The sequence below is a fragment of the Dactylosporangium sp. CA-139066 genome, assembly GCF_050936175.1.
GTDB lineage: Bacteria > Actinomycetota > Actinomycetes > Mycobacteriales > Micromonosporaceae > Dactylosporangium.
Map to the genome: position 1 here is coordinate 196,441 of NZ_JBNJNH010000001.1, position 26,704 is coordinate 223,144.

The following is a 26,704-nucleotide window of genomic DNA, read 5'->3' on the forward strand; positions in this document are numbered from 1 at the left end:
GTCAGCGCCTCCGCGGCGGCCCCTAGCTGCGAGTTTTCGGCCGATTCCATGCAAGTTGCCGTGCCGTGGGAGCGTGCCCGTGCAAATGGGTGCCCGCGGACGATTAAAATTTTGCAACGGGCCATGGACTTCTTGTGCAGCGTGAGCCTAATCTCTTGCCAACGCCAGGCCGAAACCCTGACGCGATGCGATCGAAACCGAGCAGTAACGCGCCTTAAGCACTCCCAGCAGCCCGACGCCGGGCTGCGCACCGTGCGGAGCGGCCACGGTTGGACGCCCCACCGCCCCGCGCGACCTTGAGCCTCTCGTCCGATCCATCCGACCCACACCGAAAGACAGCGTCCGCACGGGAAGGCCCCCGTGCCGGGCCGGATGCCTGACACACACCCCAACAAGGAGCGACGATGAAGAAATCACGTACCACGTTGGCGATCGCCATCGTGGGTGCGCTCGCGCTCGGCAGCACGCTGGGCGCGTGCGGCTCGAGCGACGACAAGGCCGGCGGCTCGGAGTCCACGACGCTCGACCCGAACACCAAGGTCACGCTCAACGTCGTGGGTCTGCTCCCCGGCGCCAAGCCGGAGGCGCAGAAGGCGCTCGCGGACGAGGTGACGGACTTCCAGAAGGAAAACCCGAACATCACGGTCAAGACGCACGACTACGAGTGGAAGGCCACCACGTTCGCGGCCGACCTCGCGGGCGGCACGCTGCCGACGGTGTTCGAGATCCCCTTCACCGACGGCAAGACGCTGATCGCGAACCAGCAGGTCAGCGACATGCAGGCGTACCTGAGCCAGCTGTCGTACGCGTCGAACTTCAACAAGAACCTGCTGCAGTACGGCCAGGGCCCGGACGGCCACATCTACGCCATCCCGGCGAAGAGCATCTACGCCGTCGGCCTGCACTACAACCGTGACCTGTTCACCCAGGCCGGGCTCGACCCGAACAAGCCGCCGACGACGTGGGACGAGGTCCGCACGGACGCCAAGGCCATCGCGGACAAGACCGGCCAGGCCGGCTTCGCCCAGATGTCCAAGGACGGCACCGGCGGCTGGCAGCTGACGGTCGACACCTACGCCCGCGGCGGGCGCGTCGAGGACGGCAAGAAGGCGACGCTCACCAACGACGGGACCAAGGCCGCGCTGCAGTTCCTCAAGGACCTGCGCTGGACCGACAACTCGATGGGCGCCAACTTCAACTACGACTGGTCGGGCATCAACCAGGCCTTCGCCGCCGGCAAGATCGGCATGTACACCTCGGGTCAGGACGTCTACACGAGCCTGGTGCAGACCAACAACATCAACCCGAAGACGTACGGCCTCACGATGATCCCGCTCACCGGCGGCGACTCCGGCGTGCTCGGCGGTGGCACCATGGCGGCCGTGTCCGTCAAGGCCAGCAACGTCGAGAAGGCCGCGGCGGTCAAGTGGATCGACTACCACTACCTGCGCAAGTACACCAACCAGGACGCCGCCAAGAAGAACGCGGAGATCATGGTGGCCAGCAAGCAGCCGGTGGGCACCCCCGAGCTGCCGATCTTCTCGCAGCAGCAGTACCAGCAGTACCAGGACTGGATCAAGTCCTACGTCAACGTGCCGCTGGACCAGATGACCACCTTCACCGGCAAGGTCTTCGACGCCAAGCTCGTCAACGAGCCGGCCATCGCCACCCAGGACGTCTACAAGTCGCTCGACACGGTGGTCCAGGCCGTCCTGACGGACAAGAACGCCAACATCGACCAGCTCCTCACCGACGCCAACACGAAGGCGCAGCGCGCCATCGACTCGGCCGGCTGATCGTCCACAACACCATCAACAAACCCTAGGTATGGGCCGTCGTGCGAGCGGCGGCCCATACCGGGGCTCTGGCCGAAAACAGGACGAGGAGTGATGTTGCCGTGAGTGGTCCGGAGCGAACGGGAGGAGCCGCGAACCGGATGCACAGCTCTGACTCGCGTCGGCACCGGAGCGAAGCGGAGGTGGCGTCGTGAGTGGTCCGGAGCGAAGCGGAGGAGCCGCGAACCGGATGCACAGCTCTGACTCGCGTCGGCACCGGAGCGAAGCGGAGGTGGCGTCGTGAGTGGTCCGGAGCGAAGCGGAGGAGCCGCGAACCGGATGCACAGCTCTGACTCGCGTCGGCACCGGGGCGAAGCGGAGGTGGCGTCGTGAGCGCTTCGGGCGCGCTGCGGCAGGCCGGCGACGCCGCCGTCGCCGGGGGCAATCACGGGCCGGGGACGGGCGGGCCCAAGGGCGGCCGGGTCCGCCGGCGCAACCCGGTGACCTGGGTCCAGCGCGGCGGGCTGAGCTCGGTGCTGTTCGCGCTGCCGCTCCTGATCATCTTTGGCGTCTTCTCGTGGTGGCCGATCGTGCGGTCGGTCGTCATGAGCTTCCAGAAGACCAACCTCGTCGGGGACCCCAAGTGGGTCGGCTGGCACAACTTCCAGTTCGTGCTCACCGATCCCGACCTGCCCACGGCGATCCGCAACACCCTCTACTTCGCGCTGCTCGCCCTGGTGATCGGCTTCCCGATCCCGCTCGTGACGGCGGTGCTCATCAGCTCGGTCCGACGGCGCAAGGGCCTGTACTCCGTGCTGGCCTACCTCCCGGTGGTGGTGCCGCCGGTCGTCGCCGTGCTGCTGTGGAAGTTCTTCTACGACGGCGCCGCGGACGGCGTGTTCAACACGATCCTGAGCTACGTCGGGCTCGGCCCGTACACCTGGCTCTCGAGCCCGTCCATGGCGATGCCCTCGCTGGTCGTCGAGGCGACGTGGGCCGCGGCCGGCGGGACCGTGATCATCTACCTGGCCGCACTCATCGGCGTGCCGGACGAGCTCTACGACGCCGCCGAGGTCGACGGGGCCGGCATCTGGCGCAAGGTGTGGCACGTGACCATGCCGCAGCTGCGCGGTGTGCTGCTGATCACCTTCATCCTGCAGATCATCGGTACCGTCCAGGTCTTCCTGGAGCCGTACCTGTTCACGGACGGCGGCCCGGCCAACGCCACGCTGACGATCCTGCTGATGATCTACGACTACGCGTTCGGCCGATCCCTCGGCGGAAACTACGGTGCGGCCACGGCCCTGTCCGTCATGCTCGCCGCGTTCCTCGCGATCCTTTCGCTGGTGTACTTCAAGCTCACCTCCGGCTGGAGCAAGTCGTGACCGGCCGGCACGTCCCCGAGGGGGAGAGGAGCACCATGACCTACCCGCCGACCACCGACGGATCCGGCCGCGCCCGCGCGGGGACGACCGCGGTTGCCGCGGGTGCGCGAGGGCTGGCGCCCGACGTCGCCTCGCCCGCCGGCGCGGCCCGGGTCGCGGAGCCGGTCCGCAAGCGCAAGGCGTCCCAGTTCGACGGAGGCCGCGGCTACGTCTCGGCCAAGGACTGGCGCAACCCTCGCGTCAGCGCCACCATGAAGGTCCTGCACACCATCCTGCTGGTAGTGCTGTTCGTGGTCGGCATCGGGCCGATGCTGCTGCTCGCGAAGTTCGCCATCACGCCCACGCAGGACATCATCCGCACGCCGCTGGCGATCTTCCCGCACGGCATGCGCTGGGCGAACGTCTCCGAGGCGTGGAACGACGTCCACATCAGCCGGTACTTCCTCAACACGATCTGGCTCGCCGCCGGCTCGTGGTTCGTGCAGCTGCTCGTCGCGACCACGGGCGGCTACGTGATCTCCGTGCTGCGGCCGGCCTGGGGCAAGATCATCAACGGCCTGGTGATCGCGACGCTGTTCGTGCCGAGCGTGGTGCTCCTCGTGCCGCTGTACCTCACGATCCTCAACCCGCCGGGCATCGGCACCTCGCTCATCAACAGCTTCTGGGCCGTCTGGCTGCCGGCCGGCGCGAGCGCGTTCAACGTCGTGCTCATGACGCGGTTCTTCGACAGCCTCCCGCGCGAGGTGTTCGAGGCGGCCAAGGTCGACGGCGCCAGCTCGTTCCGGCTGTTCTGGTCGGTCGTCCTGCCGATGTCGAAGCCGATTCTCGGCGTCGTGTCGGTGTTTGCGACGATTGCGAGCTGGAAGGACTTCCTGTGGCCGATGCTCGTGCTCAAGGACCCGGACAAGCAGCCGCTGTCGGTGCGTCTGCCCGCGATCGCGTCGCAGACGGATCTGGGCGTGTTCCTCGCGTCGCTGGCCATCTCCACGCTCATCCCGGTCGTGTTCTTCCTCGCCTTCCAGCGCCTGTTCCTCTCCGGCGCCGGACTGGGCGGGGCCGTCAAGGGCTAAGCACATCCATCTGTCGTGGTAAGGCAACTCAAAGTGCGAGAAAGCAGGTTCCACGTGGCCGACCAACACCACCAAGCATGGTGGCGCAGCGCCGCTATCTACCAGGTCTACTTGCGGAGCTTCGCCGACGGTAACGGCGACGGCGTCGGCGACCTGGCGGGCCTGCGCTCGCGCCTGCCGTACCTGGCCGGCCTGGGCATCGAGGCGATCTGGATCGTGCCGTGGTACCCCTCGCCGCTCGCCGACGGCGGCTACGACGTCGCCGACTTCCGCGCCATCGACCCCGTCTTCGGGACGCTGGCCGAGGCCGAGAAGCTCATCGAGGAGGCCCACGCCGCGGGCATCCGGGTGATCTGCGACATCGTGCCCAACCACTGCTCCGACCAGCACGCGTGGTTCCAGCGGGCGCTCGCCTCGGCCCCGGGCTCGCCGGAGCGCGACCTGTTCTGGTTCCGCAAGGGCCGGGGCGCCGACGGCGAGCTGCCGCCGACCGACCTGCAGTCCATCTTCGGCGGCCCGGCCTGGACCCGGGTCGCCGACGGGGAGTGGTACCTGCACCTGTTCGCGCCGGAGCAGCCGGACTTCAACTGGGAGCACCCGGCCGTCCGCGAGGAGTTCGAGGACATCCTGCGGTTCTGGCTGGACCGGGGCATCGACGGGATCCGCATCGACTCCGCCGCCGTACTCATCAAGGACCCGCTCGTCAGCGACACGTACGAGGACAACGACGGCATCCACGAGGTGTACCAGGCCTGGCGGCGCATCTCGGACACCTACAGCCCGCCGCGCGCCCTCATCGGCGAGGTCTGGCTGCCCGACCACGAGGCGTTCGCCCGCTACCTGCGCGCCGACGAGCTGCACACCGCCTTCAACTTCGCGTTCCTGGGCGCGCCGTGGGAGGCCGAGAAGCTGCGGTACGAGATCGACATGACCCTCGAGGTGCACGCGCCCGTCGCGGCGCCGGCCACCTGGGTGCTGTCCAACCACGACGTGACCCGCGAGGTGACCCGCTTCGGTCGCGAGGTCACCAACTTCGCCTTCGCCGAGAAGCGCTTCAACGTCCCGTCCGACCTGGAGCTCGGCACCCGCCGGGCGCGGGCGGCGGCGCTGCTCACGATGTCCCTGCCGGGCGCGTACTACCTGTACCAGGGCGAGGAGCTCGGCCTGGAGGAGGTCGAGGACCTCGACGACGCGCTACGCGAGGACCCCATGTACCACCGCTCCGGGGGTGTCGACCCCGGCCGGGACGGCTGCCGCGTGCCGCTGCCCTGGTCGGGGTCGGAGGCTCCCTTCGGGTTCAGCCCGGCCGACGCGGCCGGCGAGCCGTGGCTGCCCCAGCCGGCGCACTGGGCCGAGCTCTCGGTCGCCGCGCAGCAGGGCAGGCCGGGATCGTTCCTGCAGCTGTACTGCGACGCGCTGCGCATCCGCCGGGAGGACCCGGCCCTGGGTGACGGGCCGATGCGCTGGCTGGAGTCGGACCCGCAGGTCCTCGCGTTCGCCCGCGACGACTCGTTTGCCAACGTGACCAACCTGGGCACGGAGCCGGCCGTCCTTCCGCCGCACCGCGAGGTGCTGCTCAGCAGCATCCCGCTCAACGAGGACGGCACGCTGCCGCCGGACGCGTCGGCCTGGATCCGGCTCGCGTAGGCGCACCTTCACGGGGATCTCAGACGCCGGGCGGTCGCACAAGTTGGCGGGTGCGACCGTCCGGCCCTTTTTAACTCTTAACTGTTTTATCTCTTAACTGTTAAGGCTGCCGAGGTCCGCGAGCGTTAACTGTTAAGGCGATCCAGAATCTTGAGACGGCTCGCGTCGGCCAATAGGTTCCTTCCCAAGGAAAAAGACTTCCTTGTGGAGGCGGCACATGCGTTCCACCCTAACCGTCGCGGCGACATCCCAGCCGTTCCGATGGTGACGCCGGGTATTTCCGGGAACAGAGGCGGGGCGCTGGCCACACCGGCGCCCCGTTGTTCTTCCCTACCGTCCAAGGTGTTGCGATCGACCCTGTCAAAGGTGTTGTGAGCAGCGCAGGCTCGTGATGAGTAGCGCCCGCTACTCCCAGTCCCAACGTAATCCGTAACGGCCAGGGCCGTAGTCGAGGGCGATCGCGTGGACCGTGTGGTTCACGTCGACCTCCATCGACGTGACCTGTTCGTCCTGGCCGTCCATCTGTTGATACTGATAGACGGCCCGCGGTAAGGCGGCGGGGTCGAAACAGACCTCGACGACATATTCGCGGACCGGCAACCGGAACTTGCGCTCGTACTGGATCGCCAGCGGAAACGGCGGATGATTGTGCAGCGCGTGTTCGGTGATCACCGTCTCACCCTTGGCGAGCGGCCGGTCGAACAACAATTCGGCCAGCAACAGGCCGCTCTCCGGGTGCTCCACGACCCGCCCGAGGCGGCAGTTGCGCGACGGGGTGATCAGCGGCAGCGGGTTGCCCGGCACGTCCAGCCGGACGATCGCCACCCAGCGGTCCGGCCCGTCGGCCTCGGCCCGCAGCACCTGCCGGACCCGGAACGACTCCTCGCCGCGGCCGGGCCCGACGTTCACCCGGTCGTGCTGGCTGAGCCGGGTCAGCCGCTCGTCCCAGCGGGTGTCGATGCCCTGCGCCAGGTCGACGATGAGGTCGCGCTCGGAGAAGAATGCGCCCAGCTCAAGGTTTTCCGCGCTCTTGTGCAGGTGGCGCCCCCGGGGGCGCGGCGGCCCGACCAGCGCGGCGAGCGAGCCCGGCTCGACCTCCAGGATCTTCTCAAGCTCGGCCAGCGCCGCCAGCGACTCGCGCCGCTCCGGCCGGCTGCGACCGGTCTGCCAGTAACTCAGGGTCGCGAGGCTGACCGAGTAGCCCTCCGCCCGTAACCGCTCCTGGATGCGCTCCAGCCCCAGACCACGTGCCTGGATTGCATCTCGTAGCGCGCCAGCGAAGTCGACCATCAGCCCCCCGGGAGCCATCCTCGCGGTCCGGGCCGCGCGCACGCAAGCGCGCGTTTGAGCGGAGCCCGATTCGGTTACCCGAATCGCATGGGCGAGCGGTGGTACACCGAGAGTGTCATCTATTGCCTGGACGTCGAGACGTTCCAGGACTCCAACGGCGACGGCATCGGTGACTTCCAGGGTGTCATCAGCCGCATGGACTACCTGACCAGGCTCGGAGTCAACTGCCTGTGGCTCAACCCGATCCATCCGACGCCCGGGCGGGACGACGGCTACGACGCCACGGACTTCTACAACGTCGATCCCCGGCTCGGCACGCTGGGCGATTTCGCCGAGCTGCTGCACCAGGCGAACAACCGGGGCATCAAGGTGATCATCGACCTTGTGGTGAACCACACTTCGGACCAGCACCCGTGGTTCCAGTCGGCGGTGTCGTCGCCGGACTCGCCGTACCGCGACTGGTTCATCTGGTCCGCCAAGGAGCCGTCCGACCGCTACCAGGGCATGGTGTTCCCCGGCGAGCAGGCCGAGACGTGGACGTACCACCGGAAGGCCCGTGCCTGGTACTACCACCGCTTCTACAACTTCCAGCCCGACCTGAACTACTCCAACCCGGAGGTCCGCAGCGAGATCAAGAAGGTGCTCGCGTTCTGGATCCAGCTGGGCGTGGCCGGGTTCCGCATGGACGCCGTGCCGTTCATCATCGAGCTCACCGAGCCGGGCCGGACCGACCCGGCGATGGACTTCGACTACCTCACCGAGCTGCGCCAGCACGTGCAGTGGCGCCGCGGTGACGCGATGCTGCTGGCCGAGGCCAACGTCGAGCCGGAGAAGCTGCCGCAGTACTTCGGCGACAGCGGCGGCTCGGGCAACCGCATCCACATGCTCTTCGACTTCATGCTCAACGTTCGCATGGTGCTGGCCCTGGCCCGGCAGAACCCGGAGCCGGTCATCGAGTGGCTGCACACCACACCGAAGCTGCCCGACGGCGGGCAGTGGGCGACGTTCCTGCGCAACCACGACGAGATCGACCTGTCGCGGCTCACCGCCGAGCAGCGCGACGACGTCTTCAGCCAGTTCGGCCCCGACGACGACATGAAGCTGTACGACCGCGGCATCCGCCGCCGGCTGGCCCCGATGCTGGGCGGGGACCGCCGCCGGATCGAGCTGGCGTACTCGCTGCAGTTCACGCTGCGCGGCACTCCCGTGCTGCGCTACGGCGAGGAGATCGGCATGGGCGAGGACCTCTCGCTGCCGGGCCGCTACGCGATCCGCACGCCGATGCAGTGGTCGTTCGACACCAACGGCGGGTTCAGCGACGCCGATCCGATCCGGCCGGTCATCGCCAAGGGGGAGTACGGGTACCAAAAGGTGAACGTCACGGCCCAGCGCCATGACGACCGGTCCCTGCTGGCCTGGTTCGAGCGGATGATCCGCACCCTGCGGGAGAGCCCCGAGGTCTCCAACGGCACCTGCACCGCCGTCGACCGGGCGCTGCCGCCGGGCGTGCTGGCGCACATGGCCGAGGGGCGGACCGGGGCGATGCTGTTCCTGCACAACCTCGGCACCGAGGACGTCGTGGCCGACCTGAGCGAGTTGGGGGCCGACACCAACCATCCCAACGAGGTGTTCGGCGACCGGGAGTACCCGGAGATCGGGGACTTCTCGAAGCTGGCGCTGGGCCCGTACGGGTACCGCTGGATCAGGCTTCGGCGGGCGAACGTGTAGCGGGGATGCGGGCGGGCGGCACGGGCCGGCCGAAGTGCCAGCCCTGACCCAGGTCGCACCCCAGCGCGGCCAGGCGGGCGGCCTGATCGGCGGTCTCGATGCCCTCGGCGGTGACCGTCATCTGCAGCGTGTGCGCGAGGCGGATGACGGTCTCGACGATCTGCTCGTCGACGTGGTCGCTCTCGAGCTTGCGGATGCCGGCCATGAACGCGCCCGCCAGCTTCAGGCCGTGGACCGGCAGATGGCGCAGGTACGCCAGGTTGGAGTAGCCGATCCCGAAGTCGTCGATGACGATCCGCACGCCGAGGTCGGCGATCGTGCGCAGCGTCTGCACCGGCCGCCCGGTCGACTGCATGAGCACGGTCTCGGTCAGCTCCAGCTGCAGGTTGCCCGGCTCCAGCCCCGAGTCGGACAGCGCCGCCCGCACGTCGTCGAGCAGCCGCGGGTCGGTGCACTGGCGGGGCGAGACGTTGACGCTGATCAGCAGCGGCAGGCCCGGGTGGCTGCGCTGCCACGCGGCGGCCGCCAGGCACGACTCGCGCAGCACCCAGCGCCCCAGCGGCAGGATCATGCCGGACTGCTCGGCGACCGGGATGAACGTGTTGGGCGAGACGGTGCCGAGGTCCGGATGCCGCCAGCGCAGCAGGGCCTCCGCCCCGCGCAGGCGGTTGTCGGCCAGGGCCACCAGCGGCTGGTACACCAGCTCGAACTCGCCGCGCTCCAGGGCGCCCGCCAACCGCCCGGTGAGGCCGTACTGCAGCAGCTGCTGGGCGTTGCGCTGCGCGTCGAAGACGGCGTAGCGGGCCCGCCCGTCGGCCTTGGCCAGATACAGCGTGGCGTCGGCGGCCCGCAGCAGCTCCTCCGGCTCCGCGCCGCGCGCCGCCTGCTCGACGATGCCGATGCTGGCCGACACCGCGAGCTCGTGCCCGTCGAGCCGCACCGGCCGGTTGAGGGCGGCCAGCATGGCCTCGGCGAGCTCGGTCAGCTCGTCGGGCCCCTTGGTGTTGCGCACCACGACGACGAACTCGTCGCCGCCGACCCGCGCCACGAAGTGCCCCGCGTCGATGACGCACGAGCGCAGCCGGTCGGCGAGGGCGACGAGGAGCTGGTCGCCGAACCCGTGCCCGAGCGTGTCGTTGATGGTCTTGAACTCGTCGAGGTCGAGGAAGCAGACCCCGATCCGCGCCCCGTCCTCGGCGTCGCGCAGCGCGTCGGCCAGGTGCCCGTAGAGCAGCACCCGGTTGGGCAGCCCGGTCAGCGGGTCGTGGTGCGCCTGGTGGTGCAGCTCGCGCTGCAGGCTGTGCTCGGCGTCGGTGAGCGCCCGCGTCCAGGCCCGGCGGATGCGCTCCTGGTCGTCGAGGACCTTCTGCCGCGCGGCCCGCGCGAACCCGGCGGCGAACGCGCCGACCAGCTCGCCGCCCGCCCCCGGCAGCGCGTGGAGCACGCCGATCGAGCGCCGCAGCGCCTCCGGGCTGTTCAGCCCGGCCGCGACGAGCGCCACGCCGGCCTCGTCCCACGCGCCGGGGTCATCCTGTTGCAGGGCGGCCACCTGCCGCTCGAAGAAGCGCTGGAGCGCCTCGGCGGAGAGGTCGATGTAGCTGGTCTGCCGCACGGCGGCGACCCACTGGCGCGCAATGGCGGACAGCGCAGGATCGATGCCGGCATCGCCCTGGCCGTCCGAGCCCGCCACCGCATCACCCCCGGCGAAGATTACTGCAACGGGCGCGCGCGTTGAATCGACGCTCAGTGCCGTTCTGCCCCCGGATCCGTGAGCCCGTCGACGAACCGCCCCAGGAGCTGCGCGAACGTGGCCCGCTCGGCCGCCGTCCAGTCCGCGGTGGCTCGCGCGAACCGCCCCCGCCGCGACGCGTGGACGCGGTCGGAGAGTTCGCGGCCGGCGACGGTGCGTACCAGAAACGCTCGACGCCCGTCTCTTTGGTCCGCTTCGCGCCGGATCAGCCCCGCCTCGACGGCCGCCGCGACGAGCTTGCTGGCCCGCGGCTGCGCCACGTCGAGCGCCGCTGCGATATCGGTCACGGTGACGTCGCGGTGCCCGAGCTCCCCGTCCTCGACGGCGTCCACGACATCGAACAGCGCGCGATCGACCTCGCCGAACCCGCGCGCGAGCGCCCGCCGCGTCTGCCGCCGCCGGATGGCCACCATGGCGCTCTCAATGCTCGCGAGCACCTTGTCGCCGTCGTCGTGGGTATGCATAATTTCGGTTATCTACATTCTATCGGCATGTACTTGCTTCTGGAACGGAGTTTGCCATGGAGCGTCCCATTGGGTACTGGCTACGGGAACTCGATCGCCGCTTGGAGTCGACGTTTGCGACGGTGTTGGCGGCGCGGGGGGTTGAGCGGCGGGAGTGGCAGGTGCTGAACGGGCTGGGGCCCGACTCTCCGTTCTGGGGGGCGGGGGAACGGCCGTATGCGTCGGTGGTTTCTGCGTTGGCGGCTCGCGGGTGGGCGGGGGCGGATGGGGCGGTGACGGTGGCGGGGGAGGCGGCGCGGGCCGAAATCCTGGCCGAGGTGGAGCAGATCCGGGCGCGGGCGATGGTGGGGGTGTCGGATGAGGACTATCGGACGACGGTTCGGACGTTGGCGGCGATGAGCGCGAATCTCGGATAAATCCGGATGCTGGCGCATCCAGATTTATCCGACTTTTCGCCCGACGGGGTATGTGGGCGTCTTGGCATATGCAGGACGGTGACCGTGTCGCGGCCCGTCTGGCCTGTTGCACGCCGCCCGCAAGCACCTCCGCGACGCCCTCGAGGTCGCGCCGCATCCCGCTGTGCGGCCGCGTCCCGGCGGCGGTCGCTGTGCGGTCGCGTTCCGCCTGCGGTCGCTGTGCGGCCGCGTTCTGGCGGCGGTCGCTGTGCGGCCGCGTTCTGGCGGCGGTCGCTGTGCGGTCGTGTTCCGGCGGCGGTCGCTGTGCGGTCGTGTTCCGGCGGCGGTCGCTGTGCGGTCGTGTTCCGGCGGCGGTCGCTGTGCGGTCGTGTTCCGGCGGCGGTCGCTGTGCGGTCGTGTTCCGGCGGCGGTCGTTGCGCGGTCGTGTCCCGCCTGCGGTCGTTGCGCGGTCGCGTCCCGCCTGCGGTCGCTGTTCGACCGCATCCCGCGAGCCGCGGCCGAGGTGGATCCGCCCGATTTTTCGCCTGTCGGGGTATAAATCCGACAAGTCGTGGCACGGAGTGCCCGACTTGTCGTTTCGCCCACGGGCCTCAGCGGTGCGCCAATCGGGTGCCGGCAGGCGGCGGCACGGGCCGAGGAGATCGCGCAGTGAGTTGGGAGCGGCGCGCCGGTCCGTCAGGCCGGTGCGGGAGTGCGGAGTCCGATGTGGACGAACAACGGCGAAGGCGTCAGCGACGGGGAACGGCGGCCGCGACCGACGCCAGCGTGTAAGGGCCCAAGAGGCCGTCGCCCAGGCCGAGCTCGATCAGCGCGTCGAACACGCGCTGGTCGCGGTCCGCGGCGCGTACCGCGGCGTCGACGATCCAGCGCTGCGAGCTCAGCGCCGCGGCCGCGCGCGAATGGCGCAGGTGACGGGCGAGGCGGCGGCGCAGGGCGGCGCGGTAGCGAGGAGCGGGGGCGTCGCCGTGGGCCGCCGCGGCGCCGGCCAGGGCGCCTGAGAGCACCGCGTAGAAGATGCCCTCGCCCGTGAACGGGTTGATGAGCGACAGCGCGTCGCCGGCCAGCAGGAGGCGGCCGTGGGCGGGTGGGGGGCGGCGGGTCGACAGCGGCAGGTGGTGGGCGCGCAGCGCGAGGGCGCCGGCGGTGTCCACGTCGGGCAGCAGGGTGGCCAGGCGTTCCAGGAGGTAGGCGCGGGACAGGGAACGGCCGCGCAGTACCTCGCCGTAGCCGATGTTGGCGCGGCCGTCGCCGATGGGGAAGGCCCAGGCGTACGCGGGCCAGCCCGCCGGCGTCGTCACGATGCGCTGCTCGGGTGGCAGGTCCGGCGCGGTCGCGTAGCCGCGGATGGCCAGGGCCAGGTGGCCGGGGGCGTTGGGGGCGTGGCCGAGGGTGCGGCGCACGAGCGAGTACGCGCCGTCGGCCCCGACGACCGCCCCCGCGCGGATGGCGCCGTCGACCAGCACGTGGTCGCCGCGGTCCTCGATGTGGCGCACGGCGTGGCGGCGCAGCACCGCGCCCGCGCGCACGGCCGCCTCCACGAGGCGGTGGTCGAAGACCAGGCGCGGGATGGTGTACGCCGGGCGGGCGTGCCGGCGCGCCACCGCGCCGCCGCCCGGGCCGACCAGGCGCAGCGACGGCACCGGGGCGTAGCCGTCGGCGAGGCCCGTCACGCCCAGCTCGCGCGCGACGTCCAGCGCGTGCGGGGCGATGCCGTCGCCGCACGGCTTGTCGCGCGGGAACGACGCCTTGTCCAGCAGCAGGACCGTCGCGCCGGCGCGTCGGGCCGCGAGCGCGGCCGCTGAGCCGGCCGGGCCCGCGCCCACCACCACGACGTCGAACCGCTCGTCGCCGCCATCCATGGTCCGAGGATCTCACGCGGCGCCCGGCACGCGGGGCAATCGCGAAGGCCGCCAATCCAGCGGCCGAGGCGAACGCCGTGCTCAGCGGCCCGGGCCTGCGGCCGGTGCCGCGGTCCCGGCAACGATTGACGGAACGCACCATCCGTCCGAATGAGCGCGGTCCGTCCTGACGGGGGACAGGATCGGCCTTTGGTGGACGACGCGGAACGCTCGGTGGTTCCCCGCGGTTGTGGGCGCTGGATAGGCTCAGACCCATGCCCTGCCCGATCTGTTTCTTTCCGGGCAACGACGCGGCCGCGACGCAGTGCTCGAACTGCGGCTCGTCGTTGACGCCCGCGGCGGGTGCATACCCGGGATCGCCCGTGACGGCGTACGACGTGAACCCGATCTCCGATCCGGGGGTCATGGCGCAGCCGGGCCCGGCCATGCCCTTCCAGAACGGGCAGTGGCCGCCGCCACCGAACCCGGGGCAGCAGTTCCCCAGCGGGGCGTATCCGCAGCAGGCGCCGCCGGCCGCGTACCCGCAGCAGGCGCCGCCGGCCGCGTACCCGCAGCAGTTCCCGACCGGGGGATACCAGCAGGTGCCCACCGGCGGGTATCCGCAGCTGCCGCCCGTGTCGGGCGGGGCGCCCTACCCGGGCATGCCGGTGTCGCCGCAGCCGATCTCGGTGACGCCGATCTCCGGGTCGCCGCAGCCGGGGTACTACCAGCCGCTGAAGCCCGCCCGCACCCGCGCGCTGCTGCCGCTGACCGTCATCGTCGTCGTGCTGGTCATCGCCAGCACGGTGATTGCCGTGGTACGCCTGCGGGGCACGAGCGGCACCGCCGGCCCGGGGCCCACGAACGTCGCGACCACGCAGGGCGGCGGGGCGGGGCCGGCCAACACCACGCCGGCGGCGGTTCAGACGACCCCGGCGGCCGCGACGACCACGCCGGCCGGGGACCCGAAGGCGCAGGCGGCGGCGGTCGACGCGCTGCTCGACGCGAGCATCTCCAGCCGGACCAAGCTCAACGCGGCGATCGACCTGGTCAACAAGTGCACGCTGATCGAGAAGGCGATCTCCGACATGCAGACCGTCGGCACCGAGCGGCAGTCGCAGATCGACAGCGTGGCCCGCTTCGACCTCTCCGCCATCCCGGAGGGCGAGCAGGTGCGGTCCATGCTCAAGGAGGCGCTGGGCTTCTCGCTCGCCGCCGACCGCAGCTTCGTGCCGTGGGGGCAGGCCGAGCAGGCCAGCGGCTGCAACGGCGGCGGTCAGAGCTACTACGACGAGGCGCAGCGGCAGTCGCAGAACGCGAGCGACGCCAAGGCCCGCTTCCTGGGCGTGTGGAACCCGGTCGCGGCCCGCTACGGGCTGCGCAGCCGATCCTCCAACGACATTTAGGACTGGTCCTCGGCCCGGCGCTGCGGGAAGGGCTCGCCGGCGGTCGCCTCCGCGCGCAGCGGCTCGTCGCCGGCGCGGGCCGGCTCGGCGCCCCCCGCCGGCTTGCGGGGTTTCTCGTCGTCGGGCTTCCGGCCGTACCCCCGCGTGATCATGCGGAAGATGCCCAGCATCACGGCGGCCACGGGCACCGCGATGAGCAGCCGCAGCAGCGCCGTCTTCTGGTCGAGCTGATGCGTGACGAAGCCCGCGTAGAGCGCCGGGGACGCGATCACCAACGCCAGGAACAGCGTCGAGAACCGCGCCATCCCGAGCACGTCAGCCGCCCACCAGGCTCAGCCGCTCGCAGAGCATCGCGGCCCACTGGAACGGCGTGGACGGGCGGCCGTCCAGCAGCGCCACCGGCACGCGCAGCGAGAGCGGGCTGGCCGGGTCGCCGCTGGAGCCGGTGCCGCGCAGGCAGATCGCGTCCACGCGGCGCAGGCCCTGCAGGTGGTGCGCGACGTCCGAGGTCTTGCGGCTCGCGTCGACGACGACCCAGACCGCGACCGGGCGTACCGCCTCGACGATCGCCGCCGCCCAGTTGGACTCGTCCAGCGCCGCCTCGACCGCGACCACGCTCGGCGCGTCGGACTTGCGCAGCTTCTTCGCCCACAGCCGCGCGTCGTGCGCGCCGGTGATGCGCCGCTTGCCGTCGATGCCCGCCGCCGCGGCGTTGCGCCCGGCGAACAGGATGTGCTCGGCGTCCAGGCGCTGCGTCTCGGCGACGAACCGCGCCACGTCCATGGCGTGCGTGGACTCGCCGACCACGATGAGCGTTTCGCCCGGCGCGTCCGGCGCCGGCTCGGCGACGGGCAGCGCGGTGAACGCCTCGACGATGGCGCCGTAGGTGTCGCCGTTCGTCGCGCGAACCGCAATATCCGTCGGTACGCCAAGAGACTGCAGCTTGCGCGACAGTCCAGGCGCGGCCGGCGGCCGATCGGGCCGCTCGGCCTTCTCAGCCATGGCCGCGGCGGCCTCGGCGGCCGCGATGGACGGCGCCGAGGCTTGCTGTGCGTAGGCGCCGGCGAGGCGTTCGCTCGCGGGCGGGGTACGCGGTTTTTCCACCGTGGCGGTCGCTTCAACAGGCATTAGGGACTCCTGCCGGGAATCGGTAGGCCGGAACGAGGCCGGCTCGGAACGGTTGAATCCAGATGGCGCGTGGTCGGTGTGCTCGAACGGCGTGGCGTCCGGGCCCGGCGGCCCGGTCGGGCGCGCCCCGCCGGTCCAGGCCGGCGGCGGGGGGACCGGGTCGCGCGGGAACGCCCCGCCGGTGACCCCGCGCAGTGTGGTCGCGCCGCGTCCGGGCGATCCCCGATATCCGGTCGCCGCGCCGAATGCGGCCGGTTCGCCGAACACGCTCGGTTTGTCGAGTGCGCTTGGTTTGTCGAGTGCGCTTGGTTTGTCGAGGGCGCTTGGTTTGTCGAGTGCGCTTGGTTCGGCGTATGCGTTGCCGGGCATGCCGCCGTGTCCGTACAGGCCCGTGTGGCCCGGTGGGGTCCGGCCCGGTACGCCCCGGCCGGCCGCGCCCTGCAGGGCGGCGCCGGTCGGCATCGGTGTTCCGGCGGGCGGCGGCGGCCCCCAGCCCGATGGTGCCGCGGTCGGGGCCCAGGTGCGCAGGCTGGGCGGCTGCGTCCATCCGCCCTGGTGCCAGCCGCCGGAGACGGGTCGTTGGCCCCAGCCGCCCGAGACCGGGGGTTCGCCCCAGGTGCCGGGCGCCGGTGGGCGGTCCCAGTTTGCGGCGGCCGTGAGGTCGCTCCAGTTCCCCGGGGCCGACGGGTCGCCCCAGTTGCCTGGGGGCGGTGGGCCGCCACGGCTCGGCGGCGGCGGAGGATCCCAGGCTGCGGCGGCCCGCGAGCCCCACTGCTGTGCCGCGGACCAGGCGTCGTCGGCGGGCCATTCGGCGGCGGCCGGTAGGTCCCAGTCCGGGCTCTCGAGCCGGTCGAGCTCGCTCCAGTCCACATCGTCGGGGACCGCAACGTCGGGTTGGATGACCGGCGGTGTCGCCGGGGTCCAGGTCGGTACCACGGGCTCGGTCACCCCGAGGCCGGGTGCGAAGCCGGCGCCCGGTCCGGCGGCCATCGCGCCGGCTGCCTCGCCACTGGGTCCGGCGCCCGCCGATGCGGCATCCGGGCCCGCAGCGCCGCGCGCGGGGGCGTTCGGCACGGTGGTGGCGTTCGAGGCGCCGGTGTTTGGTGGCGTGGCCGGCGCGGAGGCGGCGGCGTACTGGGCGGCGGCGCGCTGGAGGGCGGCGGCCGAGGGCGAACCACCGGTCATGCGACCACCGGCCGCCGGCCCGCCGTTCACGGGACCGCCGGCCGCGGGCACGCCGGTGGTCGGGGCGTCCGTGGCCCCCCCGGTTACGGAAGACGACGGCGTCTGGGTGAGTGACGGCAGGTTCGGTGCAGCGGTGCGCGGCGGGTCGATCGGCGGCGTCGCGCTGCGCGGGGGCGTTGCCGATCGCGGTGCCGCCGGGCCCTGCGGCGCCGCGGACTGCGGCGGCATCGGGGCCTGGGGCGGTGCCGACTGCGGCGACGGAAGAGCGGATGCGGCGGGCGGTGGTGGCGTCGCGGCAGGGGCCGGAGCGGACGAGCGTGCGGCCGCGCCCTTGCCCTTCGCCGGAGCCGCGGGCTGTCCCTTCGCCGGAGCCGCGGGTGGTCCTTGCGCGGGAGCGGCGGGCTGCGTCACGGCCGGCGGGCGAGCGGTGGGCAACCCGGTGGCGGCGGCCGGCTTGGCCGCGGGAGCAGAGCCGGGAGGCGGCGGGGGAGTGACCACCTGACGCATGCCGAGCTTCGCCACGGGCTGGTCGGCGCCGGGGCGAAAGGGGCGCACCGACGGGGCCGCCGTGTCGGAGTCCTTTGTGGGCGGACGGTCGCCGCCCAGCAGGCGGTTGAGCGCATCGGCGGCCGTGGCCGGGCGCTCGTGGTGGAATGCGGGGCGTTCCTGGTGTACCGAGGCGGGGGTCTGCTGTTCTTTCTGCTGCGCATCCGCGAGCAGATCCGCGAATGCGGCGGCCGCCGTCGGGTTTTCGCCGCGGCGCTCCGCGGCGTCGGCCATTGCGGCCAGATCCTCGATGCTGATGGTGCGTTTCGGCGTGTCGGCTTGGTCGGGTGCGGCCGCGGATGATTGAGTTGGGTCAACGGCGGCGGGAACGGATTCTCCGGCGTCGGGGACCTCGACGGTCAGCTCATATTTTTGGGTGCCGAAAAGGCCGCCGACACCACCGGAGCGGACCTTTTCGGCCGAGATGATGACAGCGTCGGGCCCGTGCTCGTCGCGGACTTGCGCGAGCAGTTCTTCGAGGTCACGACCCTCAAGCAGCAACCGGGTAGGCACCGTTCACCACCCCAATAGTCTCAATTCGCAGCGTACTCCCGGCGATCTCTGAGTACGACAAAACCGGCAAACGCGGAAGTCCTATCTGGACCAGCCGGCGTAGCGGCGTGCGCAGTTGCGGAGAGCAGACGACAACGGGGCTTACGCCGCGTTCCTCGCCCTGTTCGGTCAGGCGCTCGAAGTCGGCGATAATCGACTCGGCGCGGGCCGTGTCGATGAGCAGTTGCAGGCCGACATCGGTCGGGCGGATCGATTCCAGCAGTTGCTGCTCCAGCCGCGGGTCGAGCGTGATGGCGGTGAGAATGCCGTCGTGCGAATAGCGGTTGGCGATCGCCGCGCCGAGCGAGGCGCGGGCCGCCTCCAGCAGCGCGTCGGGGTCGGTGGACTGCTTGGCCTGCATCGACAGTGCCTCGAAGATGCGCACGAGGTCGCGGATCGGCACGCCCTCGTCGAGCATGCCCTGCAGCACCCGCTGGATCTGGCCGAGGCTGAGCGTCGACGGGGTGAGCTCCTCGACGACGACCGGGTGGCTGCGCTTGACGAGTTCGGTCAGCGCGCGCACGTCCTCGCGGCCGAGCAGCCGCGACGCGTGGACGCGCACGATCTCGGCCAGGTGCGTGATGATGACCGACGCCCGGTCGACGACCGTGGCGCCGGTGAGGTCGGCCTGGTGGCGCAGCTCGGCCGGCACCCACTTGCCGGCCAGGCCGAAGACCGGCTCGATGCCGGCGCGGCCGGGCAGGAAGTCCAGGCCCTCGCCGATCGCGAGCACCGTGCCCGGCGGCGCCTGGCCGCGGCCGACCTCGACGCCGCTGATGCGCACCACGTACGTCGACAGGGGCAGCTCCAGGTCGTCGCGCGTGCGCACGGGTGGCATCACGATGCCGAGCTCGAGGGCGACCTTGCGGCGCAGCGCGCGGACGCGCTCCAGCAGGTCGCCGCCGCTGGTGTCGACGAGGTCGACGAGGTCCGGGGCGAGCGCGAGCTCGAGCGGGTCGACGCGCATCTCGCCGAGCAGCGCCTCCGTCGGGTCCGTCGGCTGGGCCTCGGCCTCCGCCTGCGCGATGGCCGCCTGCTCCTCGTCGGAGGGCTCGGCCCGCTTCGGCAGGCGCATCGCGATGATGACCGCGGCGCCGCCGGCGAGCAGGAACGGCAGCTTCGGCAGGCCGGGCACCAGGCACAGGGCCAGCGCCGCGCCGCCGCCGATCTGCAGCGCCCGGCGGTTCTGGCTGAGCTGGCGGCTCACCGTCGTGCCCATGTCGCCGTCGTTGGCCGAGCGGGTCACGATGAGGCCGGTCGCCACCGACAGCAGCAGGGCCGGGATCTGCGAGACCAGGCCGTCGCCGACGGACAGCAGCGAGTACGTCGAGATCGAGTCCTGCGGCGACAGCCCCCGCTGCAGCATGCCGATCGCGAAGCCGCCGACGAGGTTGACGACCGTGATGATGATGGCGGCGATGGCGTCGCCCTTGACGAACTTCGACGCACCGTCCATCGCGCCGTAGAAGCTCGCCTCGGACGTGATCTCGGAGCGCCGCTTGCGCGCGGTGCCCTCGTCGATCAGGCCGGCGTTGAGGTCGGCGTCGATCGCCATCTGCTTGCCGGGCATCGCGTCGAGGGTGAACCGCGCGCCGACCTCGGCGACGCGCTCGGCGCCGCGGGTGACGACGATGAACTGGATGATGAACAGGATCAGGAAGATGACGAGGCCGACGATGAGCGAGCCGCCGACGACGAAGTGGCCGAACGCGTCGATGACGTGACCGGCGAATCCGTTGGTGAGCACGAGCCGGGTCGCGCTGATGTTCAGCGCCAGCCGGAAGAGCGTCGCAATGAGCAGCAGCGAGGGGAACGAGGAGAACTCGAGCGGCCGCTTCACGTACATGCTGACCAGGACGATGACCAACGCCAGGGTGATGTTCGCGGCGATGAGCGTGTCGAGGATGAACGACGGCAGCGGCACGACCATCATGAGGATGATCAGGACGATGCCGATCGGCACGATGTACTGCGAAAGGCGCTTCGGCACCGTGTGCAGTTCCTCTCTCCCTCGGTCGCTGTCCCCCTGATCGGTGCCATCCGGGTAGTTCTGAGGGTTTTCCTTGGGTTGCAGCGCCCGGTGCCGATCGTTGGGGACGTGCAGCCCGCAACAACCCCCTCCCGCACCGACTCCACCCAGCTCGTGCACATCGGCCGCCAGCCCATCTACGACTGGGGCGGGCACGTCGTGGGCTACGAGCTGCTCTTCCGCGGTGCGGCCGACGATCGCGAGGCCACCCGGCGCAGCTCGTACGCCACCAGCCAGGTCATCGTCAACGCGTTCACCGAGTTCGGGCTGGAGCAGCTGGTCGGCGGGCGCAAGTGCTTCATCAACCTCACCCGCGAGTTCCTCGTCGGCGACCTGCCGCTGCCGTTCGACCCCGACCACGCGATCCTCGAGATCCTGGAGACGGTCGAGATCGACGCCGCGGTGCTGTCGGGCACGGCCCGGCTCGTCGAGCAGGGGTACGAGATCGCGCTGGACGACTTCGTCTTCGGCCTCGGCCACGAGCGCCTGCTCGGCCTGGCCGCCTACGTGAAGCTGGACCTGCTGATCCGGGAGCCGGACGAGCTGGCCGTCGTGGTCGAGCAGTGCCGGCGGTACCCCGGCGTGAAGCTCGTCGCCGAGCGCCTCGAGACCGAGGAGCACATCCTGCTGGCGAAGCGGTTCGGCTTCGATCTGCTGCAGGGCTACGCGGTCGGGCGGCCGCAGGTGCTCAGCGCGGTCGCGCTGTCCCCGTCCCGGCTGCGCCGCCTGGAGCTGCTCGGCGCGGTGACGGCCGAGGACGCCGACCTCGCGAAGGTCGTCGCCATCGTGCAGAGCGACCCGGCCCTGTCCTACCGCGTGCTGCGCGCGACGAACTCCGCGGCCAGCGGCCTGCCGCGCAAGGTCGCCTCCGTGCGCGACGCGGTCGTGCTGCTCGGCTCGGCGAAGATCCGGCAGTGGGCCGCGCTCATGCTCGTCAGCGACGTCGCCGAGTCGGCCAGCGAGGAGCAGCTGTCCAGCACGATGGCGCGGGCGCGGCTGTGCCAGACCGTCGCCGAGCGCCTCGGGCTGTCCGGCGAGGCGGCGTTCACGGTCGGGCTGCTGGCCGGCGTGGCCGAGCTGATCTCCGAGCCGATCGCCGAGATCGCGTCGCGGCTGCCGCTGACCGTCGAGGTCGTCGAGGCGCTCGTCGACGGCCACGGCCGGCTCGGCCAGGTCCTCGCCGTGGTGCGGGCCTACGAGCTCGCCGACGAGCAGGCCCTGTCCGTGTCGCCGGTCTCCTCCAGCGAGCTGGCCAAGGCGTACCTGTCCGCGGTGGGCTGGTCGATGAAGACGATCGAGGGCGCGCTCGGCAGCGGCCTGGCCTAGCGACGGCCGGAAGGAAGACGGCGTAGCCGATGGCCGGCGAGAAGACCGAGCAGCCTACCGAGCAGAAAAAGCGGCAGGCGCGCCGCGAGGGCACCCGGGCGCGCACGCCGGACCTCGGCGCGTGGGGCGGCGTCCTGCTCGCCAGCCTGATCATCCCGTGGATGGCCCGCCAGACGGTGAACCGCACGCACGAGCTGTTCGTGCGGGCCACCCAGGCGTTCGTCGACCCCGAGCCCGAGAAGGCCCTCCAGCTGGTGAAGGAGGGCGCCAAGGACATGGCGGTCATCGCCGCCCCGCTCACCGTCGGGCTGTTCGCGTTCGCCATCCTGGCCACCGCCGCGCAGGGCGGCCTGCGGCCGGCGACGAAGATGTTCAAGCCCGACTTCAAGCGGCTCAACCCGTTCAGCGGCCTGAAGAAGACGTTCGGCGGCCCGGCCCTGTGGGAGGCGGTCAAGTCGCTGTTCAAGGTCCTCGTGCTGGGCGCGGTCGTCTACAACTCCATGCAGAGCCTCGTGCCGGCGCTGCTGTCGGCGACGGCGGTGCCGCTGCCGACCGTCATCGGCCTGGTCGGGGGCACCGTCCTGCACGTCATCCAGATCGCCGCGGCCACCGGCCTGGTGCTCGCCGCGGCGGATTACGCGGTGGTACGGCGAAGGGTCAACAAGCAGCTGCGGATGTCCAAGGAGGAGGTCAAGGAGGAGCAGCGCAAGTCCGAGGGCGACCCGCACGTCAAGGGCCAGATCCGGGCCCGCCAGCACGCGATGGCCCGCAGCCGCATGATGGCCGACGTGCCGAAGGCCGACGTCGTGGTGGTGAACCCGACGCACGTCGCGGTGGCCCTGCGCTACGAGCCGGAGAAGGGCGCGCCGCGCGTCGTGGCCAAGGGCGCGGACCTCGTCGCCGCAAAGATCCGCGAGATCGCCACCGAGCATCGTGTACCGCTGGTGCAGGACGCGCCGCTGGCCCGCGCCCTGTTCGCCGCGTGCGAGCTGGGCGACGAGATCCCGCCCCAGTTCTTCGGCGCCGTCGCGCGCGTCCTCGCCTTCATCATGCTGCTGAAGTCGAAGGGCTCCGCGGCCGGCGTACACACGAACGTGCTCGGGCCGGCTAGCCTCCCAGGAGGCGCAGGAGCAGGGTGAGCGAGCGGTCCGTCAGGTTCGCCATCGCGTTGGGCAGCAGCATCATCGCCGTGCCGGCCACCGTCAGGGTCAAGAGGATCTTCGCGGGGTAGCCGAACGAGAACGGGTTGAGCGCCGGGGCGGCGCGGGTCAGCAGGCCCAGCGCGACGTCGACGGCCAGCATGATGCCGACGAGCGGGGCCGCGATCTGCAGTCCGGCCAGGAACATCTCGCCGGTGCCGGTGGTCACCAGCTGCGTGAAGTGGTTGACGGACATCGTGCCGTCGAGGGGGATGGCGGTGTACGACTGCGTGAAGCCGCGCAGGATCAGCTGGTGGGCGTCGGTGGCGTACATGATGGCCATGGTGATGAGGCCGTAGAACCGGCCGAAGATCGCGTTGCCCTGCAGGGAGAACGGGTCGAACGCGAACGCCAGCGTGAAGCCGCCGACCATGTCGATGAGGTTGCCGGCAACCTGGGTCGCGGCGAAGATCAGCATGGTCAGGAACGCCAGGGCCGCGCCCACCGCGGCCTGCTCGACGGCGCTGGCGACGAGGAAGGGCGTCGACATCTGCGGCGGTACCTGCGCGGCCAGCTTCGGGGCGAGCGGCAGGGCGATGGCGATCGACAGCAGGCCCTTCACCGTCGCCGGGGTGCCGCGGTTGCTGAACGGCGGGCACAGCGCGAGCCAGACGCCGGCGCGCACCGACGCGAGCAGGATCGCGATGACGGTGTTGAGCGAGAGCTCAAGCGCCATTGATGAGGGCCGGGATCTGGGCGTACAGCTGCTCGGTGTACGCCACCATCTCGTGCAGCATCCAGTTGCCGGCGAGGATGAGCGCGGCCCCGATGGCGGCCGCCTTCGGCACGAAGGACAGCGTGCTCTCCTGGATCTGGGTCACCGACTGGAACAGTGAGACCGCGAAGCCGACGATCAGCGACGTGAGCAGGATCGGGCCGCCGAGCTTCGCGGCGATGGTCATGGCCTGCACGGCGAGCTCGATGATTTTGGTGTCGGTCATGATTCGGTACCTCGGATCAGCCGCGATAGCTGGCGACCAGCGCGGTGAGGATCAGCCCCCACCCGTTGACCAGCACGAACAGCAGGAGTTTGAAGGGCAGGGCGATCGTCACCGGCGGCAGCATCATCATGCCGAGCGACATCAGCGCGGCGGAGACCACCATGTCGATCACCAGGAACGGGATGTACACGACGAAGCCGATGATGAAGGCGGCCCGCAGTTCGGAGAGCACGAACGCCGGGATGAGCGTGGTCATCGGCACGTCGTTCTTGTTCTTCGGCGCGGGGCGGTCGGAGATCTTGGTGAACAGCGCGATCTCGTCCTTGCGCGTCTGCTTGAGCATGAACGTGCGCAACGGCGCCGAGCCGTCCTTGAACGCCACGGACTGCGTCTTCTCGCCCTTGAGGTAGGGCTGCACGCCCTGGCTGTTCACGTCCGACAGCGTCGGCGACATGATGAACAGGCTGATGAACAGGGCCAGGCCGGCCAGCACCTGGTTGGGCGGGACGTTGCTCAGCCCGAGCGCGTTGCGGGTGATGCTGAGCACGACGAAGATCTTCGTGAACGAGGTCATCGTCAGCAGCAGCGCCGGCGCCACCGACAGCAGGGTCAGCGCGACCAGGATCGTGATCGACTGGCTCGGCTTCACGCCGTTGACGTCGATGTTGACGCTGCCGTCCGGCGAGCCGTCGACCACGGGCGCGGTCGGCGGGGCCGGGGGCTTCGGGGTCGGTACGGCCTGCGCGACGCCCGGGGAGGCCAGGAGCACCAGGGCGAGCATCAGCAGTACCGTCGCGAAAAACCGCTTCATGCTGAGCCGGTTCACGCGGGCCCCGTCCGGAACCGTTTGAGGGCCTGCCCGACCGGGTTCTGCGCCGGCTGCGGTTCCGGGAACAGGTCGGCGTCGGCATCGGCGAGCAGCGAGACGCCGGCGTCGCTCACGCCGAGCACGAGCGCCCGATCGGCGACCTTCACGACCGCGACCGACGACCCACGGCTGAGCTGCTGGCGTGCTACCACGGTGACCGTTCCCCCGCCGCGGCTGCCGAGCGGGCGCCGGACCAGCCGCGTAAGCGCCCAGAGTATCGCAAAGACTACGGTGAGTGAGCACAGAACGCGCAACACCAGTTCGATCATCGTCGTATCGCCGTCCGCTAGGCCCGGTCGCTCGGGCCGACGATCTCGGTGATCCGGATGCCGAAGTTCTCATCGATCACGACCACCTCGCCGCGTGCGATGAGCCGGCCGTTGACGAGCAGGTCGGCCGGGCCACCGGCGGCGCGGTCGAGCTCGATCACCGCGCCGGGGGCCAGCGACAGCAGCTCGCGCACGCTCATGCGGGTGCGCCCGAGCTCGGCTGTGACCTCCATCTCGACGTCGTGCAGCAGGTCGAACGCCGGCGGCCCGCTGCGGCCGCGCTCGCGCTCGGGCGCCTCCGCGCCGCCACCCTGGCCGCCCATCACCTCCGCGGCCACGGCCAGGCCGACCGCGGCCTGCACGCCGAGCTCGTCGGCGACGAGGGGCACCAGCACGCCGCCCGCGGCGACGAGCTCCCCCAGGGCCTGGGCCGGCTCGAGCAGCTCGCCCGGGTCGACCACCACGGGTCCGAGGACGGCCGCGGCGGCCTCCAGGGCGGGCCGCACGGCCTGGCTGAGGTCGAGGCTGCCCATGGGGGAGTTGGCCAGCGCCTCGACGAGGTCCTGCGTGACGACGATGGCGACCTCGCCCTGCGCGGCCCCGGTGAAGCGGGCCCGGACGGCCTGCCCGGAGACGCCGAGCTCGTCGACGTTCTGCGTGGGCGCACCGACGGAGAGCGGCGAGCTGGCGGGCAGCAGCGCCACGGCGGCCTGGGCGGCCGCCTCCGCCCGGGCCAGCAAGGCCTCGTTGGTGGCGATGGTCATCGGCTGCTCTCCTCAGCGCGGCTGCTCATGCCGAGTTGGCCGGCTAGGCCCTGACTGGTGGGGCGCTGCGTGGGGCGCTGGCCCGGCTGGGGGCTCGGCACCACCAGGCAGGCCATCCGGTTGCCCTGCGCGCCGGGCACCGCGTGGGCGAACGTGATGTCCGCCGTGACGACCGCCAGCGGCGTCGACGTGGAGTGCGCCAGGGGCACCACGTCTCCGGGCTGCAGGCCGATCAGGTCGGCGGGGTGCATCCGCACCGGCTGGAAGCGCACGGAGACCTCGATCGGCGCACCCTCCAGTCCGGCCACCACGTTGCGGTACGCGGCCTCGCGCGCGGCACGCTGGGCCTCGGTGAGCACACCCTCGCCGCGCTCGCCCTGCAGCTTAGGAAAGATCGAGCCGAACGGCAGGCAGATCGTCGCGACGCACTCCTCGGTGCCGACCCGCATCTCGAACGACGACACCACCACCGCGTCGGAGGTGGCACCCGCCTGGGCGAACTGGGGGTTGTACTCGATGGTCGTCATCTGCGGCCGCAGCGCCACGATGCCCTCGAAGGCATAGCGCAGCTCGCCGAGCGTGCGGTCGATGAGGCCGTGCAGCAACGGCATCTCGATGTCGCTCAGCGGGCGCTGTGGCTGCGGGCCGCCGGGGCCGCCCAGCATGTGGTCGATGCAGGCCATGGCCGTGCTCAGGGAGAACTCCAGAATGGCGGTGCCGGGCAGGGGATCGATGGAGAACATCGCGACGACCGTCGGGCTGGACAGGCCGCTGATGTACTCGGCGTAGGTGAGCTGTTCGATGGAGATCAGGCTGATCTGGCTCACGGCGCGCAGGCTCGTGGTCAGCAGCGTGGCGTACTGGCGGGCGAAGGTCTCGTAGGCGATCTGGAGGGTCCGGATGTGCTCCCGGGAGAGCTTGGTCGGGCGACGGAAGTCATACGGCTCCGGGCCGGAGCTCTTGCCGCCGCGCCGGCTCATCCTGCCGGGCGTGCGGCCGCTGCCGGTCGCGGACGTTGACTGCGTCACTCTCTTACCATCGGTCTTTTCGGGTGCAGGTTGACGTAAAACGGCCGAAACGGACCTGAAGGTTTCCTCGGAAACCCCTCAGGTCCGCCCCGCCTCTGAC

Annotated in this window: 22 protein-coding genes; 9 read left to right on the plus strand and 13 right to left on the minus strand. The window is 71.0% G+C overall.

Translation table 11 applies throughout. The features are described from left to right. Positions 1–404: 404 nt before the first annotated feature. The 4 genes from ACQEVU_RS00935 (at position 405) to ACQEVU_RS00950 (ending at position 5,877) form a co-directional block, all read left to right on the plus strand. Complete coding sequence (locus ACQEVU_RS00935) at positions 405–1,796, plus strand: ABC transporter substrate-binding protein (RefSeq protein WP_433319020.1); 1,392 nt, start codon at positions 405–407, stop codon at positions 1,794–1,796. A 368-nt stretch (positions 1,797–2,164) separates the two neighbouring features. Continuing rightward, entirely contained in the window at positions 2,165–3,160 is a 996-nt protein-coding gene (locus ACQEVU_RS00940; protein ID WP_433319023.1) for a carbohydrate ABC transporter permease, read from the plus strand. A 35-nt stretch (positions 3,161–3,195) separates the two neighbouring features. Next, entirely contained in the window at positions 3,196–4,230 is a 1,035-nt protein-coding gene (locus ACQEVU_RS00945; RefSeq protein ID WP_433319026.1) for a carbohydrate ABC transporter permease, read from the plus strand. A gap of 54 nt (positions 4,231–4,284) precedes the next feature. Next, positions 4,285–5,877 (plus strand): glycoside hydrolase family 13 protein, encoded by a 1,593-nt coding sequence (locus tag ACQEVU_RS00950; protein ID WP_433319029.1) that lies wholly within the window; start codon positions 4,285–4,287, stop codon positions 5,875–5,877. A gap of 405 nt (positions 5,878–6,282) precedes the next feature. Here ACQEVU_RS00950 and ACQEVU_RS00955 read toward each other — a convergent pair whose 3' ends face one another. Then, entirely contained in the window at positions 6,283–7,167 is an 885-nt protein-coding gene (locus ACQEVU_RS00955) for a helix-turn-helix domain-containing protein (RefSeq protein ID WP_433319032.1), read from the minus strand. An 87-nt stretch (positions 7,168–7,254) separates the two neighbouring features. Here ACQEVU_RS00955 and ACQEVU_RS00960 point away from each other — a divergent pair, with 87 nt between their 5' ends. Continuing rightward, entirely contained in the window at positions 7,255–8,895 is a 1,641-nt protein-coding gene (locus ACQEVU_RS00960; protein WP_433319035.1) for an alpha-amylase family protein, read from the plus strand. Here the strand turns inward: ACQEVU_RS00960 and ACQEVU_RS00965 are convergent. Next, positions 8,870–10,585 carry a putative bifunctional diguanylate cyclase/phosphodiesterase gene (locus tag ACQEVU_RS00965; protein WP_433319038.1) on the minus strand — a complete coding sequence of 572 codons (1,716 nt, stop codon included), beginning with the start codon at positions 10,583–10,585 and terminating at the stop codon, positions 8,870–8,872. The two genes, ACQEVU_RS00960 and ACQEVU_RS00965, sit on opposite strands and share 26 nt — an antisense overlap. A gap of 53 nt (positions 10,586–10,638) precedes the next feature. Next, the gene (locus ACQEVU_RS00970) at positions 10,639–11,109 is read right to left on the minus strand and encodes a MarR family winged helix-turn-helix transcriptional regulator (RefSeq protein ID WP_433319041.1); all 471 of its coding nucleotides are present in this window, start codon (positions 11,107–11,109) and stop codon (positions 10,639–10,641) included. 56 nt (positions 11,110–11,165) lie between these two features. On the opposite strand from ACQEVU_RS00970, the gene ACQEVU_RS00975 reads away from it, so the two are divergent. After that, positions 11,166–11,525, plus strand: a complete 360-nt coding sequence (locus ACQEVU_RS00975; RefSeq protein WP_433319044.1) for a hypothetical protein — start codon at positions 11,166–11,168, stop codon at positions 11,523–11,525. Between the two features lie 728 nt (positions 11,526–12,253). Here the strand turns inward: ACQEVU_RS00975 and ACQEVU_RS00980 are convergent. Then, a complete protein-coding gene (locus tag ACQEVU_RS00980) occupies positions 12,254–13,384 on the minus strand; it encodes an NAD(P)/FAD-dependent oxidoreductase (protein ID WP_433319047.1) in 1,131 nt (376 codons plus the stop codon). 362 nt (positions 13,385–13,746) lie between these two features. On the opposite strand from ACQEVU_RS00980, the gene ACQEVU_RS00985 reads away from it, so the two are divergent. Further along, on the plus strand, positions 13,747–14,769 hold the full coding sequence (locus ACQEVU_RS00985; protein WP_433319050.1) for a hypothetical protein: 1,023 nt from the start codon (positions 13,747–13,749) through the stop codon (positions 14,767–14,769). Here the strand turns inward: ACQEVU_RS00985 and ACQEVU_RS00990 are convergent. The 3 genes from ACQEVU_RS00990 to flhA are packed head-to-tail and all read right to left on the minus strand — an operon-like array spanning position 14,766 to position 20,170. Next, positions 14,766–15,074, minus strand: coding sequence for a hypothetical protein (locus tag ACQEVU_RS00990; RefSeq protein WP_433319053.1), 309 nt, complete (start codon positions 15,072–15,074; stop codon positions 14,766–14,768). The two genes, ACQEVU_RS00985 and ACQEVU_RS00990, sit on opposite strands and share 4 nt — an antisense overlap. A 10-nt stretch (positions 15,075–15,084) precedes the next feature. Continuing rightward, positions 15,085–18,141, minus strand: a complete 3,057-nt coding sequence (locus ACQEVU_RS00995) for a hypothetical protein (protein WP_433319056.1) — start codon at positions 18,139–18,141, stop codon at positions 15,085–15,087. Next, positions 18,119–20,170, minus strand: a complete 2,052-nt coding sequence (flhA, locus tag ACQEVU_RS01000) for a flagellar biosynthesis protein FlhA (protein ID WP_433319059.1) — start codon at positions 20,168–20,170, stop codon at positions 18,119–18,121. Before flhA ends, ACQEVU_RS00995 begins: the two co-directional genes overlap by 23 nt. Positions 20,171–20,278: 108 nt before the next feature. Here flhA and ACQEVU_RS01005 point away from each other — a divergent pair, with 108 nt between their 5' ends. Next, positions 20,279–21,535, plus strand: a complete 1,257-nt coding sequence (locus ACQEVU_RS01005) for an EAL and HDOD domain-containing protein (RefSeq protein ID WP_433319062.1) — start codon at positions 20,279–20,281, stop codon at positions 21,533–21,535. A 29-nt stretch (positions 21,536–21,564) separates the two neighbouring features. Beyond that, positions 21,565–22,674, plus strand: a complete 1,110-nt coding sequence (locus ACQEVU_RS01010) for an EscU/YscU/HrcU family type III secretion system export apparatus switch protein (protein WP_433319065.1) — start codon at positions 21,565–21,567, stop codon at positions 22,672–22,674. On the opposite strand, the gene ACQEVU_RS01015 is transcribed toward ACQEVU_RS01010, so the two are convergent. From ACQEVU_RS01015 to ACQEVU_RS01040, 6 genes are read right to left on the minus strand one after another with little or no spacing between them, the layout of a single operon-like run. Continuing rightward, on the minus strand, positions 22,643–23,410 hold the full coding sequence (locus ACQEVU_RS01015; protein WP_433319068.1) for a flagellar biosynthetic protein FliR: 768 nt from the start codon (positions 23,408–23,410) through the stop codon (positions 22,643–22,645). The genes ACQEVU_RS01010 and ACQEVU_RS01015 overlap by 32 nt on opposite strands. Further along, entirely contained in the window at positions 23,400–23,675 is a 276-nt protein-coding gene (gene fliQ / locus ACQEVU_RS01020) for a flagellar biosynthesis protein FliQ (protein WP_433319071.1), read from the minus strand. Before fliQ ends, ACQEVU_RS01015 begins: the two co-directional genes overlap by 11 nt. A gap of 16 nt (positions 23,676–23,691) precedes the next feature. Further along, on the minus strand, positions 23,692–24,486 hold the full coding sequence (gene fliP / locus ACQEVU_RS01025) for a flagellar type III secretion system pore protein FliP (protein WP_433319074.1): 795 nt from the start codon (positions 24,484–24,486) through the stop codon (positions 23,692–23,694). 11 nt (positions 24,487–24,497) lie between these two features. Then, positions 24,498–24,812, minus strand: coding sequence for a FliO/MopB family protein (locus ACQEVU_RS01030; RefSeq protein ID WP_433319076.1), 315 nt, complete (start codon positions 24,810–24,812; stop codon positions 24,498–24,500). 17 nt (positions 24,813–24,829) lie between these two features. Next, positions 24,830–25,576 carry a flagellar motor switch protein FliN gene (fliN, locus tag ACQEVU_RS01035; RefSeq protein WP_433319078.1) on the minus strand — a complete coding sequence of 249 codons (747 nt, stop codon included), beginning with the start codon at positions 25,574–25,576 and terminating at the stop codon, positions 24,830–24,832. Beyond that, positions 25,573–26,604, minus strand: coding sequence for a flagellar motor switch protein FliM (locus tag ACQEVU_RS01040; RefSeq protein ID WP_433319081.1), 1,032 nt, complete (start codon positions 26,602–26,604; stop codon positions 25,573–25,575). Before ACQEVU_RS01040 ends, fliN begins: the two co-directional genes overlap by 4 nt. Positions 26,605–26,704 lie beyond the last annotated feature (100 nt).

Coding starts and splice junctions, on each gene's coding strand:
- ACQEVU_RS01030 (WP_433319076.1), bottom strand. CDS start 24,812: ATGATCGAACTGGTGTTGCGCGTTCTGTGCTCACTCACCGTAGTCTTT.
- fliP (WP_433319074.1), bottom strand. CDS start 24,486: ATGAAGCGGTTTTTCGCGACGGTACTGCTGATGCTCGCCCTGGTGCTC.
- ACQEVU_RS00980 (WP_433319047.1), bottom strand. CDS start 13,384: ATGGATGGCGGCGACGAGCGGTTCGACGTCGTGGTGGTGGGCGCGGGC.
- ACQEVU_RS00975 (WP_433319044.1), top strand. CDS start 11,166: ATGGAGCGTCCCATTGGGTACTGGCTACGGGAACTCGATCGCCGCTTG.
- ACQEVU_RS00955 (WP_433319032.1), bottom strand. CDS start 7,167: ATGGTCGACTTCGCTGGCGCGCTACGAGATGCAATCCAGGCACGTGGT.
- ACQEVU_RS00990 (WP_433319053.1), bottom strand. CDS start 15,074: ATGGCGCGGTTCTCGACGCTGTTCCTGGCGTTGGTGATCGCGTCCCCG.
- ACQEVU_RS00935 (WP_433319020.1), top strand. CDS start 405: ATGAAGAAATCACGTACCACGTTGGCGATCGCCATCGTGGGTGCGCTC.
- ACQEVU_RS00960 (WP_433319035.1), top strand. CDS start 7,255: ATGGGCGAGCGGTGGTACACCGAGAGTGTCATCTATTGCCTGGACGTC.
- ACQEVU_RS00945 (WP_433319026.1), top strand. CDS start 3,196: ATGACCTACCCGCCGACCACCGACGGATCCGGCCGCGCCCGCGCGGGG.
- fliN (WP_433319078.1), bottom strand. CDS start 25,576: ATGACCATCGCCACCAACGAGGCCTTGCTGGCCCGGGCGGAGGCGGCC.
- fliQ (WP_433319071.1), bottom strand. CDS start 23,675: ATGACCGACACCAAAATCATCGAGCTCGCCGTGCAGGCCATGACCATC.
- ACQEVU_RS01010 (WP_433319065.1), top strand. CDS start 21,565: ATGGCCGGCGAGAAGACCGAGCAGCCTACCGAGCAGAAAAAGCGGCAG.
- ACQEVU_RS00970 (WP_433319041.1), bottom strand. CDS start 11,109: ATGCATACCCACGACGACGGCGACAAGGTGCTCGCGAGCATTGAGAGC.
- ACQEVU_RS01015 (WP_433319068.1), bottom strand. CDS start 23,410: ATGGCGCTTGAGCTCTCGCTCAACACCGTCATCGCGATCCTGCTCGCG.